Here is a 17,543-nt window from a genome sequence, read left to right as displayed (position 1 = left end):
AACCTTAATTTCGCACGCTTATTTTATCAGATTAATGAACCAAAGAGGTATTCGCAAAATTACATTACTAGCATTTACGGCCCTGTGCTGGATTCATGTTAACAGGGTTGATGCTCAGACTGAAAGGGACAGTATCAGGACGGAAAACATCTTATTGGACAGCTTGTTCATACAGGAAATTGAGCAAGTCCCCGGAGAGAAACCAAAAGTATTGCATGCCGAGCCTTTATATATCGACCTGATCCGCGATTTGGGGGCCAGAAAAGGGGAAAAAGAATGGAACTTTGCCCTTGGCATGAAAGCCGACCAAAATTTCGATGAATACGAGGCATTGATAGAATACGAATGGGCGCCCATTGACCGGTTGGGACTGGAAATAGAAGTTCCGGTGACCTTATATGGACCGGCAGTGTCAGATGAGGTCATAGCTCCTTCCAACAGAGTGGAAAGCCTGAAGCTCGCCGCGCAATGGTCATTTTTCGTTTCAGAAAAAGCCAATACCTCCCTGGCACTGGGTTATATCCATGAGTTTGAAATTGTGGATCTTAACAAGATGGGCCAGGAAAGTTTTTACAAAGGGAATATATACAACCCCTTTTTTATAGCTGCAAAGCGATGGGGCAGGAACTATCATACACTGGTCTATACCGGGCCGAGAATGGTCCAGGAGTTTAAGGAAGAAAAAACAAAAGCGGTGTATGAAATCAACACCAACTTTCACTACATGATCGCCGGCACCAGAAACTTTATCGGCGTGGAAATCAACAAGGAATGGGCAAACGGCAAATTGGTTGCAGTCATGCGACCCCAGATGCGTGTGGCATTGGCAGAAAACCTGATGATAGGCATTGTCAGTGGCATTCCCCTCAATAAGGAAGTCCGCGGCCTCAGTTCCTTTGCCAGGATCATCTATGAACCGGGATTTAAGACAATGCACTGAGCCCATTCAATATCCCATAATTTCTTACTCCTTTTCTCCGGACGCCAACTGCTGTTGGACCAGATCCGCGGGGTATTTGAGGGCCAGTTCCCTGATTTCATAGGAAAACCGGGTATAGGTTTCGAGCCAAATCTTCCGCTCTTCCTCTGTATATTCATAAAATCCCTTACCGTTAAAAATCCCATTACCGCCATTATCAACTATCCTGTTAATCAGTTCATTGGGTTGGGTAGCATTACTGAGGGTGGGGAAAAGTTCTTTCATCACCTCTCTGTATGATCCTATACCTGTAAAATCCATCCAGCGGAAAACACCCATCATGGGTATGAAAAACCCAGCCACATTCCTGCATGCCCTGTCCACATCTTCTACTGACGCATAATCCCCCTCTACGAGATACAGGGCCTCCCTATACATGGCATACATGAGCCTGTTAGCCACAAAGCCGCGGATATCTTTTTTTACCAAAACAGCCTCTTTTTGCCAAAAAACAGCCAGGCTGTAAAGATATTCTGCACCTTTCATGTCACTTCTATCCCCGCAAATCACCTCCAGAAAACGGGTGGTGTGTGCAGGTTCCATCCAATGCAGACCGTAAAAACGTTCAGGATGGCTCACGTATTCCTGCAATTTACTGATGGGAATTGCTGAGGTATTGGTGGTGATCAATGCTTCAGGACTTACCACCGCATCAATGGCCTTAAAAACTTCCGCTTTTATGGATTCATCTTCCTTAACCGACTCTATAATGAGCTGACAGCTTTTTAAATCCTCATAGGCATCTGCCAAAACCAGGTTTTCCAGGTAATCATCGGGATGTTTATCCAACAAACCTTTTTCCCTGGCTGTTTGGAAGTGATCATGTATCCTTTTCTCACCCGCAGATATATTGGTCTGAATAGGATCAAAAGCCGTCACTTTGTGTCCTGCAATCAATAAACAGGTGGATATGCTGCATCCCATCAGGCCTAGCCCGACTATTCCTATCTGTATCTCAGTTGGTTGTGGGTGATTTGTCATTTATTGTGGAAATGGGTTATCATTTACCTGCGCAAAATGATAATATTCACCCCTACACGGATTCTTTATCATAAAAAGCAGATTTTTGACAACCAAGTTGAAAATGAAATTTCAAAAATAGGTCTAAAATTGGCAATCAAACCATCTCAGACATCTAAATGAACCACTTTCCCCGTTCTCACAGATTCGTCACAGGCAAAAGCTATCCGCAGGCTGTTAACGGCATCTTCCATGTGGTCACTGAGGTCAATATTTTCCTTAATGGATTTGAGAAAATATTCCTGCTCGCGCTTGCAGAGCCCATTGTGATCAGGCTCGTCCGTCAGGTCAATCCATTCGTCCTCTTTGGCAAAAAGCTCGTTTTCATTCAAATCAGCCTGATGATACAGAAGCGATTCCGTTTTGGTATGGGCTTCTATGCTGTCTGATTTACCGGACCCTCCGGCATCTTTGGCCACGATGGATACCGAACCCTTGGGCCCGACTACGTCTTTGATAAAGAAAGCTGTTTCACTGACCATCGGTCCCCACCCGGCTTCATACCAGCCCACCGACCCATCTTCAAACCGGATCTGAAGGTTACCATAATTATAATTTCCAGCAGGGATCTCCTCTGTGAGGCGCGCACCGATGGCATACACCTGAACAGGCTTGGAACGGGTCATCTGGCACATCACATCGATGTAATGCACACCACAGTCCACTATCGGACTGAGACTTTTCATCAGGTTTCTGTGCAGGGTCCACATACTCCCCTCACTCTGTTGATTCAGGTTCATCCGCATCACCAACGGCTTGCCCAGTTGCTGGCTCATCTCAATAAAACGCTCCCAGGATGGGTGATGCCTGAGGATGTAGCCGACCACCAGTTTTTTGTTGTGTTTCTTCGCGGCGTCCACTACCCTCTGAGCCCCTTCCACGGTATCGGCAAGGGGTTTTTCCACAAAAACGTGGCAACCTTGTTCAAACGCATGAATGGCAAAAGGTTCGTGGGTGTCCGGATACGTAGAAATGCTCACCGCATCCGGCTGGGTAATCCTCATCGCTTCATAATAGTCATCATACAATGCATATCCACCACCCAATTTTTCATTGAGCTTTTCCTTGGAGTTTCCCCCGGATACCAACCCCACAATTTCAAAATCATCCATTTGATGATATGCCAATGCATGGGAAGTCCCCATGTTGCCACAGCCTACTACTAAAATTCTTATCGGTTTTTGGGTCATTGTTGAAGCCATTTACAATTTTTTATCTGAGAATTTTTTATCACAATTTTTTAAATCTTGATTCTAATTTAAAAAAATTTTCCTGAAGCCGGGATCTTTAGGCTAATTCTTTATCAAGGGATACAATAATATCTCTTTGAAGGCTATAGTAGCTCCCTCTGACTGCACCTGTATTCTCCCATGGGCGGGTTTCACCTGGGTGGCAAAATTGACCAACTTCCCATTTAATTATTCCGGGTGTACATCCCATCCGGTAAAGACTGCAAATACAACATCAAATCACTCAGTTCCTGTTGGTTTAAACCTTTATCCAATCCCGCAGGCATAAGCGATTGGGTGGTTGAATAAACATCTCTCACCTCCTCTTCAGTGATTTGTATAAATGCCCCTGGGCCCAATGCCAGTTCATACCTGCCATTTTCAAAATTTTTGATGATCCCCTGATAACTTTGGGAGGATGTCTGTACAAACATGGTCTCATATTCCCGGGCGAAACTGGCGCTGGGAAAAAGAATGGCTTCCAAAATGTCATGCCTGGAACGGATTTCACCGATATTGGTCAGATCAGGACCAAATGAATCTCCTTCTCCCGCCACTGCATGGCAGGTCCCACATGCTGCCTTACCAAAGAAAAGCGCTCTTCCCCGCGTCACATCTCCCTGTAATAAATCCGTTTCCACCTTCTCCAAATAAGCCAACCGATCCCGGTGCCGATCTGCAAGACTATCCATAATGGCTTTTCCTTCCTCCTTTCCAGAGAATATTTTCTCCATTTGGGATAGCGAAAGGTTATCCCAGATTTCTTTTCTTTCCAGCAATCTATGCTCCAAGTCATGCAAAACAGCGCTATCCACCTTCATATCAGTAAACAACTCCATTAAATACGGGATGTTTCCGCTTGGAACCACAGGCAGGATATTTTCTGCCAACCATTGCACCCTTTTCGTATGTAAGGAAATGTTCCTTAGTATAGCTAAGGACAATGAATACTGGAGCTGAGGTCCCCTCGACAACAACTGGTGAGCTATCCACCGGAATTCCTCATCGGTAATTTCCTCACCGTTTGCCAATAAAGCCTGATAAGCTTTCAGTTTAACTGTAGATTCCACGGAATCATCCGAAATTATCTTCCTCAAAGGTTGCTTAAAATCTTTCAGGTTCATCTGGACTACCAAGTCCATTACTGCATCTTTTGTTTTTGCATCTGCATTTGTTAATAAATTAAGCAGACTTTTCCTTAATTCAGGAGAAACTTGTTGCGGGGGATTTTTCTTGATGATTTTCAAAATCATTAATCTTTCAGGCCCCGTATGCAAGTCATCCAATTCACCGGAAAGGAATTCCTGAACACGCTCCTGATGGATAAAGACAGGCAGCACATTCATTAACCTTACCATGTTTTTTTCATCCCCGTTAAAATAATCCTCCAAATACAAAACAAATGCATTGTCCCATTCCGGATGATTTTTCAGAACCCACAAGGCCGTATTGCTTACCATACTGTCATTGTCCAACAAATAGGGCTGTAACTTTTTTTCATCAAGGCCGTCCGATCCTTTTTGATCGAGAGCGATCAATGCGGCTTTGTTAAAGCCAGTTGTGGCCAGGTGCTCCAATAACAGGGATTCATTGTCCATTTGTATCAAAGCAAAAACAACTGCATGCTCAAAATACCTGTCATATGGGATATGTTCCAAGGCTTTCAATAAAGGGCCGGTGGATTTGGGGTCGCCGATCTGCCCTAAAGCCGTAGCCACTTGTTTGGCCAAAGGCGTTGATGGATGGTTTTCCAATACGGCTATAAGCTCATCAACAGCTGCATTGGTCTTCGCAAGTCCCAACACACGGGCAGTAGCTGTTTTTACCAGGTCACTTTCATCCTTCAACCCTAAACACATCTGGTTCCATGCCCCGGGGTTCCGGGTTCTGTACAACAGGAATACAGCTTTGGCCCGAACCTGTTCATCAGGATGCTCCTGAAGCAAAACAGTGAGATAAGGAATGGCTGTCCGGGGCTGTTTCAGCAAATATTCACCCGCTTTATCGGAAACTTTCACACGGGAATCGCCTAAAAATTCAACCAACTGTCCCGCATTCAAATCCTCCCAGGGGATGTTGATTCCCCAGGGATCTTTGGGACCCCGCCGGTGGTCTAATGTCCTGATCCGGTATATACCTCCGTCTACTTCCGGTTTTGCCGTACGGCTTAAGGGGCAGCCGGAAATAAACCATCCTCCTGTGTTCACCACCAAAAGGCTTCCATCCGGTTCTTGCAAAACATCGGTGGGATGGAAATCCGGAATTTGTGAAGTAAGAAAATGCTGGCTCCGCGCCGAAAAAGAAGCAGCGTTTGGATGTAAATCCGTTTGAACAATTCTGCCCGTGTTGAATTCGGCATGAAACAAATCCCCTTCAAAATCATCTCCCCAAGAGCCGCCCGTATAGCGCATCAATCCAGAGGGAGAAACCCTGGCCATTTCATGCATGACCGGCATCAGCTCACCTGTTCTGACCAGAACATCCTCCTGAATAACGGGATGGGGCTTAGGATAGACGCCGCCTTCTACCCAATGCATCAAAGCATCCCTGTACCCTCCCTGGGGGTCAGTAAAATAAGTCATGGTCCCAAGTACTTCACCGGACGGCGTAAAAACCAATTCGATGGCATTGTCAAAACCGCCTCCGGCAAAACTTTGCAACTGCGTCCCATCGGGTAGACAACGCCATATTCTGGCTCCTTTACCGGTAAAATGAACAGCCTCTTTACTTGCTATATCAAATCCACGCCTCGCATCGGCCATGTATAACCAACCATCAGGTCCCAAAAAAGGGCCGCTCAAAATGGCCGCATTGTGATTTAAAGTCCATCCTGAAAGCAGAACCTCTTTTTCATCCGCAACACCATCGCCATCCCTGTCAGTGAATTTCACCAGATCCGGAGAGGCCGTGACAATGAGGCTTCCATCCAAATAAACCCCTCCCATCGGAAAAGGAATATTGTCTGCATATACGGTTTTATGGTCAAAAACCCCATCAGCATCAGTATCCTCCAAAAGCAAAATTCTAAAATCCGGTTCGGCCAAAATCCCTTCTGTGCTTTCCGTTTGTCCACTGGATTCCATTACAAAAAGCCTTCCCCGATCATCAAAAACGGCAAACATGGGGTATTTGACCAAACCGGGTACGGTAGCAGCTTCCACCGTAAAACCTTCAGGAACAATCAATCCCTCAATCCGTTGGGACCTGTCGGGACTTCCCTCCCAGATGCTAAAAATTGACCAAACTGCAAAAAGAAGGACCAGGGCTGTGAACCAAAACCAAAAGGGAGGCCTTCTTTTTGAGCTATTCCACATATAAATCAGGGCTTTTGAATCACTTCATCCCTATCCAGCAATAAAGGAAAAAACTGCCCTTCCATCTTTTTCTTCCTAGGTATTACCGGGACTCCCGCCAACAGTTCGTCATCTGAATTGGATTGGGTACCATCCGCAAACACATTCAGGACAAACGCCCTTCTCGATCGGGGTGACTTGTTCTCATGTGATCCATGGACCATTAAAGGATGATGAAAAGTCCCATACCCGCTTTCCATTTCTATAGGCACCGGATTGAATTGCTTTTTTTGTTCCTCAGTAAGATAATCCATCAACCCTTCCATATCTCCCGCCAATTCCGGTTTATCCAACAAGCCCCATTCATGGCTTTTTGGAATGTAATAAACGCAACCGTTTTCTATCGTAGCATTATCCAATGCCACCCAACAGGTGAGGTGTTGCATGGGCACGGTACGGGTCCAATAAGAATAATCCTGATGCCAGGCCACCACCCCTCCATGATGTGCGGGCTTGCAAAATAGCTGGTCATGCCAAAACCTGACGGATTTATTCCCCAGTAATTGACTGGCTGCCATCAAAAATGCGGGATTCCACAAAATATCGTGGAAGCCGGGTTTAATGCGCCAATGCCCTAGGGAGTGAAACAATACGGCATTCGAGTCACTGGATTCGTTGGAATGGTATTCATAGAACAGCTCATTTCCGGGATAATCGGGATCCAACAGGTCTTCCAGCTCTTTGTTCAATTGATCCACCTGCCATTTCTCCAACTGTTTGATATGGGATAAATAGCCGTTTTCATTGAAAAAAGCCACCTGCTCATCGGTAAGCTTGTATTTTTCCCAGTCCTTTTCGGTCCGGGGCCATTTAAAAAGGTCACCTATTATTTCATGTACTAACGAAAGGTCTCTGCTCATTACTTGTTGTTGTATTGTTTTTGCGTCACAATTACTTGTTTTTCCATAAGGGTGCCACCTGATCTACAGAAGTCACACCTGGTGGCAATTCCGTAATGGTAAGGTTTCTGAAATGGATAGGTGCTCCTTCAGATTCCAGGCAAATGTATCCCTTCTTCTGGGAGGCCTGACTGATGCCATTGACGAATTTGCCATTAACGGAAAGTTTAATCACCCCATCCACACAAACCACCACATAGGTATTCCACTCCCCTTTTCCCAGACAACGGTTTTCAATGGATTTGCTTCTGGTGCCTCTGGGATTGTCAGGTACAGTCTCCACTCCCCCTACTCCAAACAGTTCACCGTGAACATAGGCTATCGGCGGCAATTCCCCTTTTTCGTTTTTATTCTGATTGACCCAGTCCAATTCCAACATCTGCACCTCCACACCATCGGGAAGCCTATTAGTACCTGGCACCGCACTGCTCCATACAAAAGTGCCTGAGTTCCCCCCTGCTTCCTGATGGCTCCACTCAATGTACATGATGAAATTTTCATATTGTTTTTCAGAACGGATCACCCCAATGGGCAGACCTTCGCAAACCAGCATATCCCCTTCAAAGCGCCAGGTTTCCTCCTCGGTGTTCACGTTGTACCATTTGATGGGTATGTTATTCGGGACTTTGCCGGATATTACAGCATCCAATCCCTGTTCTTTTCCAAATTCAAAAAGATAGTCCTGGGCCAGGACAGACAAAGGCAGGGAAAGCAGCCCTGCCAAAAAGAGGATTCGAAAACAATTGTACATGGGTCTATATTAAAATCAGGATCAAAATTTTTAAACTACTTTGGTCACCCCTGGAACTGCTACAGGGGGAACAGGCCATTCCAAATTCCAGCTGTATGCATCTGCTGCCGGGCCTAGCGTTTGGTTACTGTTCATGGCTTCCTCCCAGGTAATGGTCTGCCCGCTGTACCCCACCATTCGCCCTAAAATTGCCAACATCGTGCTATTGGCCATCAATTCGCCTTCATTTATGGGTTTTCCGGAACGAATGGCAGCAAAAAGTTCCTCGTGCTGGGTTTCATAAGGATTATTGTATTCCCCATCATAATCCCAGCGTTGCCGACCCATGGTGGCATGCACCCTTTTCCCTATATCTACGGAGGCAAAGCCTTCTGTTCCTGCAATATCTACCTTATTCGTATTGGAACAGCCTTTCTGTTGTCTGCTGAAGTGTACCCCCTTGATGTTGTTTTCATATTCGTACTCAATGGCAAAATGGTCATAAATGTTCCCCCATTGGGCCTCGGTGCGGGATTGCCTTCCTCCGGTCCCTGTGGCCTGAATGGGCAACCGGTCACCCAATGCCCAGGACATCATATCCAAACTATGCACCATCATCTCCACAATATAATCCCCGGAAAGCCAGTCATAGTAATACCAATTTCTCATCTGGTATTCCATTTCCGTCCAGTTGTCCTGCCGGGGTTTGTACCAAAGTCCTCCCCCATTTCGGGCTGTGAATACGGAAGTCACCTCTCCTATTTGGCCGTCCAATATTCTTTTGAACAGCGCCCTTTTTGGAAAATCATACCGGAAAGTAAAGCCGGAAACCACAGATAAACCCTTTTCCTTTGCCTGACGGGCAGATTCCAGGATGCTCCTTACGCCGGGGGCATCCACAGCCACCGGTTTTTCACAGAACACATGTTTACCGGCATCCACAGCTGCTTTGAAATGGCTTGGCCTGAAACCCGGTGGAGTGGTCAGGATCACCACATCCACATCCGAATCGATTACTTTTTTGTAACCATCGAAGCCCACATACTTCCGGTCTTTATCTACTTTTATCTGTTTGGGGCTGATTTTGATCAAAGATTGATAGGATTCCTCGAGGTAATCCTCAAAAACATCAGCCATACAGGTAAGCACGGCATCTTTATCAGCTTTTAAAGCTTGTGCTGCCGCACCGGTGCCCCTGCCACCACAGCCGATAAGGCCTACTTTTAGCGGCGCACGCTGTGCAGCCATACCTGAAGATATGGAAAATGGTAGCGGCAATACGGTGCTGCCTATGATTGCTGTTCCGGTGGATTTCAAAAATGACCGGCGGTCATTTTTATCTGCTTTTTCAAACATAGCGATGAACGGGTTTATTTACCGAAATGAGATATTCATTCGGAATTATTGACAAATTCAGTGGGGGAAAAATACGATTTGTCTTTTCCAATTCAAACATTTTTTACACCAAATTCAAGATTTAATACCGTTACAAAATTCGTTTTTGCAATTGATTGACAAAAAATAATATCTTTGAAACTCCAGCAATTGAACGAAAATAACCATGACCCTTATCCAGACTGAAAATTCCCAACTTACCAAAGCACTGATTGAAAACATCCAAGGTGACGTACTCACAGATGCCTATTCATTGGGCATGTACAGTACCGATGCCAGCATCTACCAAATCACACCCGTGGCCATTGTACTGCCCAAGGATGAGCGTGATGTGAAAAAGGCGATGGCATTGGCCAAGGAGCATGGCGTTACCATCCTTCCGCGGGGCGGAGGCACAAGCCTGGCAGGACAGACGGTAGGGCACTCCATCGTGCTGGATTTTTCTAAATACATGAACAATACCCTGGAGATCAATACCGAAGAGCGGTGGGTAAGGGTACAGCCCGGAAAAGTAAGGGATGTGTTGAATGATGAATTGGCCCCTTTGGGACTTCACTTCGCCGTGGATCCCGCTACTTCGAGCAGGGCAAATGTAGGAGGTATGGTTGGCAACAATTCGTCAGGTACAAAAAGTATAATTTATGGGAAAACCGTGGATCATATCCTTGAGGCCAGGGTGCTTTTGGCTGATGGAACAGAAATGACCCTCAGGCCTGTAGATAACGCTACGTATGACATTATTGCCCAGCAAGGGGACCGGGAAGGGGAAATTTATAGGGAATTCCGGAACATCATCCAAAACAACCAAACACTGATTGACCAGAAATTCCCCAAAGTCATGCGGCGGGTCGGTGGCTACAATCTGGATGAATTCATACATACAGATCAATGGAACCTGGCCAAATTGATTACCGGAAGTGAGGGCACCCTGGCCACCACGCTTGAGCTGAAATTAAACCTGGAGCCCCTGCCCCGGTACAGGTCGGTTTGTGTGGTGCATTTTTCAGATTTGCTGGAAGCCATCGGCTCGGTGACTCCCATACTTAAATACAACCCTTCTGCGGTGGAAATCCTGGACAAAATAGTGGTGGACTTAAGCCGTGAAAACCTGACGACCAAGCGTCATTGCCATTTTATATCAGGGAATCCGGAAGCCATTCTGATCGTGGAGTTTTACGGGGAAACCCCCGATGATGTCATGGAAAGGCCTATGGCGATGATCAAAGACCTACAGGAACAAGGACTGGGTTATGCTTATCCTGTCTTCCCGCAGGGCGATGCGTATGAAGATGTTTGGCTGGTAAGGAAAAAAGGTCTGGGGTTGATGCTAGGGATAAAAGGAAAGAAAAAACCCTTGCCTTTTATCGAGGATGCAGCCATTCCTACAGAAAAGCTGAAAGAGTACATTGACAAAACCTTACAGATCTGCAAAAAACACAGTGCGGATGTTTCCATGTATGCCCACGTAAGCGTGGGTGTTATTCATGTCAGGCCGATTCTTGATCTCAGAGAGGCAAATGACATCGAAAAACTGAAAAACATTGCGGAAGATACCTTTCAACTGGTCATGGAATATGGCGGATCCTGGAGCGGCGAACATGGAGACGGATTGGTCAGAAGCGCTTTTAACGAAAGATTTTTCGGAAAGGAACTCTATCAGGCCTTTATCCAGGTCAAAAAACTCTTTGATCCCCAAAACCTGATGAACCCTGGGAAAATCGTCGAATCACAAACCATCGAACAGAATCTAAGGTACGGAGCTCAATACAATGACCAGTCTGTAAAAACAGAATTTAAATACCGCTCTGAGCAGAGTTTTCAGGAATCGGTACATATGTGCACCGGTGTAGGGGAATGCCGTAAACTTATTGGGGGCACTATGTGCCCAAGTTTTAAAGCCACCAGGGACGAGGAACACTCGACCCGGGGCAGAGCCAATGCCTTACGTATGGCCATGTCGGGACAGCTTAACGGGAGCGGTATTGCCGGCGAACGCCTGAAAGAAGTTTTATCTTTATGCCTTTCCTGCAAGGCCTGTAAATCCGAATGCCCCAGCAACGTGGATATGGCCAAGATGAAAAGTGACGTCATGCAGCTGTATTACGACCAAAAAGGTCCAAATCTCCGGGACAAATTGATCAGGGACACCTCCAAAATGGCCCGGCGTTTTGCGGGTCCATTGGCTTATGCTGTGAATAAGCTACAGGCGTCGGCGTTCTTCAAAAAGGCGATGGAACAAATTGCCGGGTTTGACAAAAGAAGAACGTTGCCGGCTTATGCTTCGGAACCCTTTTACAAATGGTTTGAGAAAAACAAAACAAAAAACATTTCCTCGGAAAAAAAGGTGGTGCTTTTTGCCGACACTTATCTGAATTTCCACGAACCCCAAGTCGGGGTCGCTGCCATGGAATTGCTCAATGCCTGCGGTTATGAAGTCGTCTTGGCCAACATAGGCTGTTGTCAGCGTCCAAAAATATCCCATGGATTCCTTAGGGACGCAAAAGCAGAAGGGGAACCGGTGATTGGGCAATTGGTCAAATATATTGACCAGGATTTAACAGTGGTGGTTTGTGAACCCAGTTGTGCATCGGCACTGAATGACGACTTTCCTGACCTGCTTGAGGATGTTTCCCTGGCTAAGAAATTAAAAGAAAACGTGATGATGATTGATGTTTTTCTGTCCAGGGAAATGGAAGCGGGGAATATCCAGGTCAAACTAAAACCAAAATCATCCCGGCTCAACATCCACGGACACTGTCATCAAAAGGCACTGTATGGTACAAATGGCATGAAAAAGAGCTTGATTGAAGGAGCTGACGTTTCGGAGATACCCTCAGGCTGCTGCGGCATGGCAGGATCCTTTGGCTACGAAAAAGAACATTATGAAATCTCCCACAAAATCGGGGAAGAAATCCTTTTTCCGGCGGTCAGGTCCATGGAAAATGGGACATGTCTTGCCGCAAACGGCTTCAGTTGCCGTCATCAGATTGAACATTTTACGGGAAAAAAAGCCAGACATTGGGTCGAATTGGTAGAAGTGGTCAAATAACATGATGACAATAACAATAGGTGACAAATTTATGGGTACCTTTGTACAAATTCCCCATTGATCCCTCCTTATTGGTAAAACCTTTACACTAAATTATTTGTTAAATAGGCATCGGTTATCACTATGCCCATAAAAAACGTAAATGAATTCACCGCTTAAATTTATAGATTCCCAAAAATCCAACTTCTTTAACACGATTCGAACAAGGGTGGATGATTATTTCAATTCCCAGAAGATATCGAAAAAAGCGAATCGGGCCATGATTATCAAGACAGTATTTTATCTCGCTCTATTGGTATTTTTATATGGGATTATCCTATTGGAGGTATTTCCCCTGTTGGTAAACTTGTTTTTGGCCATGGGATTAGGAATGACCATGGCATTTATTGGATTTAATATATGTCATGATGCCCTGCATGGGTCCTATTCCTCAAGGCCGTGGATCAACAAAACCCTTGGTTTCCTGTTCAACCTTATTGGGGCAAATGTATATATCTGGAACATCACCCATAATAAAATCCACCATACCTATACAAATATTGTAGGGCATGACGGAGACCTGGAGGTGGCACCTGGATTGGTTAGGGTTTGCGTCCAAGAAAAGCGGAAACGCATTCATCGCTACCAACACATCTATGCCTTTTTCCTGTATTCCCTGGCTTCCATGTCATGGTTTTTTAGAAAAGACTTTATGAAGTTTTTTCAAGAAAGAATCGGAAAGCACGAAAACAAACACCCTAAAATTGAATATTTCAACCTTTTCTTTTACAAGTTGGTTTATTATGGGCTCTTTATAATCATCCCTTTGATTGTGATGGACATCACCTGGTGGCAGTTTTTAATCGGTTTTCTGGCGATGAATTTTGCAGAAGGGCTGGTACTTGGACTTGTTTTCCAATTGGCTCACCTAGTTGAAAACACCTCATTCCCAAACCCTCAGGAGAATGAAAATATAGAGGAAGCCTGGGCGCAGCACCAGATGAGGACTACTGCAAACTTTGCCAGGAAAAGCAGTTTGGCCACTTTCCTATGTGGTGGGCTTAATTTTCAGATAGAACACCATCTATTTCCCAAGATCTGTCATATACATTATCCCGCTATTTCCGATCTTGTAAAAACAACAGCCTTGGAATTCGATCTGCCTTATCATGAAAACAAATCATTCTTTAGCGCATTGAGGTCCCACTACAATTTTCTCAAAAAAGCGGGCTCCGGTCTGTAATATTCTATAAATGGGTAGGACGGCAACTAAAGGGCAATTCCCATAAATTATTGAGGATCTCAACAATGGTTGTCGTTTATTCCCGGATTCTATGGTTTCCAAAGATATTATACGTCTACATGAGGTGAGGACCCGGTTCCAAATGGCGATAGAAGAATTGATGCCGACTACGCCTAAACATGATACCTAAACTCATTTTTTCTCCAACACGATTCTATAGTGGTCCATTATCTCTTTTTCAAAGCAAATCTTGTTAGGACTGATCCTAAAGATGCTGACACGGTGCCGGAATTCCTCATCAGTAAAAAAGTTGGGGACAAGGGTGAGGTAAAGCCAGTATTTTTTCAAGTTGAATGTTCTGAATCTTCTCCGCCATTGGCGGATGGTTTCGATGTAATCCAGCCTCCCACTGCTTTTTGAAACCACCTTAAAAAACGGATCGGCGTTTCTGACGACCATTTCAAGCCCATAAGGAAGCCAGGAACCGGGAAACTCTTTTACCATCAATGCCATCACATGGGCAGCAGACCCTTTTTGAGCTTTAATGTCTATGTCCTCAAAATCAATCATATTCCTACCGAAAACCATGGTCTGCAGATAAAACCTGCCTCCTTTGGGCAAGAGGTTGTAGACCGCCCTGAAAAAATCATGGTAAATTTTCTCCTGCTTTCCCGCCTTCCAGTCTTCTATGGAACAGAAATGTTCAAAGGCACCCACACAGGAAACCGCATCAAATATTCCGTAATCCCCGGGGTGTACATAGCGGCAATCCTTTAAGTGTACAGTGAGACCGTTCTTTCGGCAAGCCTCCACCTGCCCCTGGGAAAGTGTCAGCCCGGTACTTTCCCCACCTCTTTCTTGAACGAATCTGGAGAAAGGCCCCCATCCACATCCCATATCCAGTACCTTGCTTCCCTTATTGATTCCCAGGCTATCGGCGATGAATTCATGCTTGGCCCGCTGCGCCTCTTCCAGGGACAGGCTGAAATTGCCATTGTACATGGCTCCGCTGAAATCAGCCGTTTCACCCATGCTCAGACGAAAAATTTGATCAATGGTGGAATAGGTAAAATCCAAGTCTTTTTGTGTAGCCATGAGGGGTGTTCATTTAAAATATAGTCTAAAGTGTTTTCCAGTAAAATCAAGATTGATAAATATTGCTGATCAAACCTCCAACACCTTAAATCCACCATAGGATTAGTAATTTAATCAATTTTCAAAGATAAAGCCAGCTGAAACCGATTTTGACGGAATCGTCACACGGAGTACTAAAAATTGGCATTTACAGAAAGTAAATGACATTTGGTTTTTCGCGACGGCCACCCACGAATCCGCAGCGCTCGCGGCGTGAAATTAACTATTTGTCATTGGTGGTTTAAAAATTAGAACTTAATCAATACAATGGTAGGCATATAATTATCACACATGCGAGGTTCCTCCGAAACAAGTTCCCCGAATCGAGTTCGGGGCAGGCAGGGGCAGGCTAGCTGACCATTGAATAACAAATTATAAACAGATGAATATAAATACTTCCTCATCCTTTATACATTTTTGACAGCCGGTTGATTTGCTTTGACCAGATTGATTATGCTAAATAATTCTGAGACGCTTCCATTCTTCATCCAAAAGTCATATAAATCACAATAGATAAAGAGAGTAAAATAGCAAATTAGATTGTTTTTGAAACTTACAAAATAATTATTAGTATATAAAAAATCAGAATATGTTATTTTTTTAACCAATATATTGAATAATATACTTAAATTCAATAATATTGGTTAATATTATAACCAACATTAATAAGCTTTTATTTTGTTATCTCCCCCTGTAAACCCGATCTGACCGGTAAACTCACGTAATTACCATTTTAACTAGATAAAGATGAGTATATTGAGAAGAGACTTTATCAAGAAAGTCAGTTTGGCAACTTTGGCTGCTGGAGGTTTCGGTTGCCCTGGTTTGGCCTTTCCTCATCACAGCGGCGTGGAAATTTACCCTCCCATACCAAACCGGCTGCCAAAAGTATTGGTTTCCAAATCACGTATTATTAAGCAATCAGTAGGTTTAAGACCTTACAGAAAAAGCGGCCCAAGGATCGAACTGCAGGAGCTGGGCAACAAAAAAATCATCCACAACTACGGCCATGGAGGCAGCGGCTGGTCCCTTTCCTGGGGTTCTGCTATGCTGGCCTCCGAACTTGTTGCCCAAACAGGGATATCAAAAGTTGCCGTAATGGGGTGTGGAGTAGTGGGCCTTTCCACAGCCAGAACCTTGCAAAACCAAGGATATGAGGTAACCATTTACACCAAGGAAGTCTATCCCAACATCACCTCTGCAATGGCCACGGGGACATGGTCACCCACGCACAAATTAATAGATCCGGATAAAATCACATCTGAATTTCAAACCATGTTCAAAAAAGCCTATATGCATTCCTTCAATACCTATCAAAGGATGCTGGGATTAAACCGGGTTGTGGACTGGATGGACACATATAATATACGTTCCGGAGAGGTGGAGAATTCTAATGATCTCAGAAAAAAACTCATCAGTCCGGACATGGACTTCTATCCCAAACCCATAGCACTAAAGCGTAGGGAAAACCCTTTTAAATACAAGGAGGTCCGAAAAGGTCCCACCAATATTTTTAACATCCCTTCTTATCTTAAAATGCTGACTGATGATTTTCTCCTGGCAGGTGGGAAAATAAAAGTGAAATCATTTAAAAAACCAGAAGAGGTTGATGCGCTCCCACAACAATGCATCGTCAACTGTACGGGACTGGGTGCTATGGAGATTTTTGGCGATGATGAAATGTCCCCGGTTTCAGGCCAGCTTTGTTTTTTGGTGCCCCAACGGGAATTAAACTACAGGGCTAATATGGCAGGCATCTATTTCATACCCAGAAGAGACGGCATCATGATAGGCGGTAACCATATTGAAAACAATTGGAATACCGACCCTGACCCCGCTGTAACCGACAGATTTTTGGATGGTGTTTCCGAGATGATGAAAAACTTGCGGAGATAATCCAACCGGTACATTTTAATTTAAGTTGGAAGTTAAAAGAGGGGGTAGATTACCCTCTCCTTTTTTGTACATCCTTATGGGTATTCATCCAGCCTGTCAAACAACTTTTGAGCAGCCTTTCGGCTGATCCGTTCTATTCTGGCTGGTCTGTTCGCAATGGTTTTCTCCACCACACCAACCCATACCGCCTTATCCAAATCGGTATCCACAAGATGGACCGTCACTGTTCCCAGTCTATAGCGGCCAGCCTCGACGGTTTGGCTTCTCCAGGTATACCGCTGTTGGCCGATGTAATTGAAAGTGCCTGGATCGGTGACCAGTCCCGTTTCTCTGGTCTGTACCTTTTCTTCCATCAATATACCGATATTGATTCTGAGATCCGGGTTTTCAGCCGTCTGTTCTATTCCCCTTCTGGTCATTTGTTCGGTAATCTCATCCATCAATGCTCCCACGCTTTCCTGGTAATTATCACTAAGATCTCCTGTTGCCCCTGTTTCCAAAAAGTCAAAAGTTTCATAACGGCCCAAATTGAAATTTCCTGCCTGATCCTCCATTACAATAACTTCCCTCACCCCGCAGGATAAAGAGCAGATAATAAGCAATCCTATATAAGATCTGGCCAGTATCATCATGCATT

At 44.8% G+C, this 17,543-nt stretch carries 12 protein-coding genes; 4 read left to right on the top strand and 8 right to left on the bottom strand.

Annotated features, from left to right (window positions below):
- Positions 1 to 34: 34 nt before the first annotated feature.
- Entirely contained in the window at positions 35 to 940 is a 906-nt protein-coding gene (locus ACFPFU_RS09110) for an HAEPLYID family protein (RefSeq protein WP_377063699.1), read from the top strand.
- Positions 941 to 964: 24 nt separating this feature from the next.
- On the opposite strand, the gene ACFPFU_RS09105 is transcribed toward ACFPFU_RS09110, so the two are convergent.
- From ACFPFU_RS09105 to ACFPFU_RS09080, 6 genes are all read right to left on the bottom strand, one after another.
- Complete coding sequence (locus tag ACFPFU_RS09105) at positions 965 to 1,960, bottom strand: 3-hydroxyacyl-CoA dehydrogenase family protein (RefSeq protein WP_377063697.1); 996 nt, start codon at positions 1,958 to 1,960, stop codon at positions 965 to 967.
- A 146-nt stretch (positions 1,961 to 2,106) separates the two neighbouring features.
- The gene (locus ACFPFU_RS09100) at positions 2,107 to 3,201 is read right to left on the bottom strand and encodes a Gfo/Idh/MocA family protein (RefSeq protein ID WP_377063695.1); all 1,095 of its coding nucleotides are present in this window, start codon (positions 3,199 to 3,201) and stop codon (positions 2,107 to 2,109) included.
- A gap of 212 nt (positions 3,202 to 3,413) precedes the next feature.
- On the bottom strand, positions 3,414 to 6,542 hold the full coding sequence (locus ACFPFU_RS09095; RefSeq protein WP_377063693.1) for a PVC-type heme-binding CxxCH protein: 3,129 nt from the start codon (positions 6,540 to 6,542) through the stop codon (positions 3,414 to 3,416).
- Positions 6,543 to 6,547: 5 nt separating this feature from the next.
- Positions 6,548 to 7,441: a phytanoyl-CoA dioxygenase family protein gene (locus ACFPFU_RS09090; RefSeq protein ID WP_377063691.1), complete on the bottom strand. Its 894-nt coding sequence runs from the start codon at positions 7,439 to 7,441 to the stop codon at positions 6,548 to 6,550.
- Between the two features lie 31 nt (positions 7,442 to 7,472).
- A complete protein-coding gene (locus ACFPFU_RS09085; RefSeq protein ID WP_377063689.1) occupies positions 7,473 to 8,231 on the bottom strand; it encodes a 3-keto-disaccharide hydrolase in 759 nt (252 codons plus the stop codon).
- Between the two features lie 30 nt (positions 8,232 to 8,261).
- Positions 8,262 to 9,566, bottom strand: coding sequence for a Gfo/Idh/MocA family protein (locus tag ACFPFU_RS09080; RefSeq protein ID WP_377063687.1), 1,305 nt, complete (start codon positions 9,564 to 9,566; stop codon positions 8,262 to 8,264).
- 205 nt (positions 9,567 to 9,771) lie between these two features.
- Here ACFPFU_RS09080 and ACFPFU_RS09075 point away from each other — a divergent pair, with 205 nt between their 5' ends.
- Positions 9,772 to 12,654: an FAD-binding and (Fe-S)-binding domain-containing protein gene (locus ACFPFU_RS09075; protein ID WP_377063685.1), complete on the top strand. Its 2,883-nt coding sequence runs from the start codon at positions 9,772 to 9,774 to the stop codon at positions 12,652 to 12,654.
- A 142-nt stretch (positions 12,655 to 12,796) separates the two neighbouring features.
- On the top strand, positions 12,797 to 13,876 hold the full coding sequence (locus ACFPFU_RS09070) for a fatty acid desaturase family protein (RefSeq protein ID WP_377063683.1): 1,080 nt from the start codon (positions 12,797 to 12,799) through the stop codon (positions 13,874 to 13,876).
- A gap of 192 nt (positions 13,877 to 14,068) precedes the next feature.
- Here ACFPFU_RS09070 and ACFPFU_RS09065 read toward each other — a convergent pair whose 3' ends face one another.
- Positions 14,069 to 14,971 (bottom strand): SAM-dependent methyltransferase, encoded by a 903-nt coding sequence (locus ACFPFU_RS09065; protein WP_377063682.1) that lies wholly within the window; start codon positions 14,969 to 14,971, stop codon positions 14,069 to 14,071.
- A gap of 786 nt (positions 14,972 to 15,757) precedes the next feature.
- Here ACFPFU_RS09065 and ACFPFU_RS09060 point away from each other — a divergent pair.
- Positions 15,758 to 16,906: an FAD-dependent oxidoreductase gene (locus ACFPFU_RS09060; protein WP_377063680.1), complete on the top strand. Its 1,149-nt coding sequence runs from the start codon at positions 15,758 to 15,760 to the stop codon at positions 16,904 to 16,906.
- Between the two features lie 74 nt (positions 16,907 to 16,980).
- Here the strand turns inward: ACFPFU_RS09060 and ACFPFU_RS09055 are convergent, their stop codons facing one another.
- Positions 16,981 to 17,538, bottom strand: coding sequence for a DUF4136 domain-containing protein (locus ACFPFU_RS09055; protein ID WP_377063678.1), 558 nt, complete (start codon positions 17,536 to 17,538; stop codon positions 16,981 to 16,983).
- Between the last annotated feature and the right edge of the window lie 5 nt (positions 17,539 to 17,543).

This window comes from Negadavirga shengliensis, assembly GCF_042652345.1.
Classification (GTDB): domain Bacteria; phylum Bacteroidota; class Bacteroidia; order Cytophagales; family Cyclobacteriaceae; genus Negadavirga; species Negadavirga shengliensis.
This window is presented reverse-complemented; position numbering and strand designations above follow the sequence as displayed.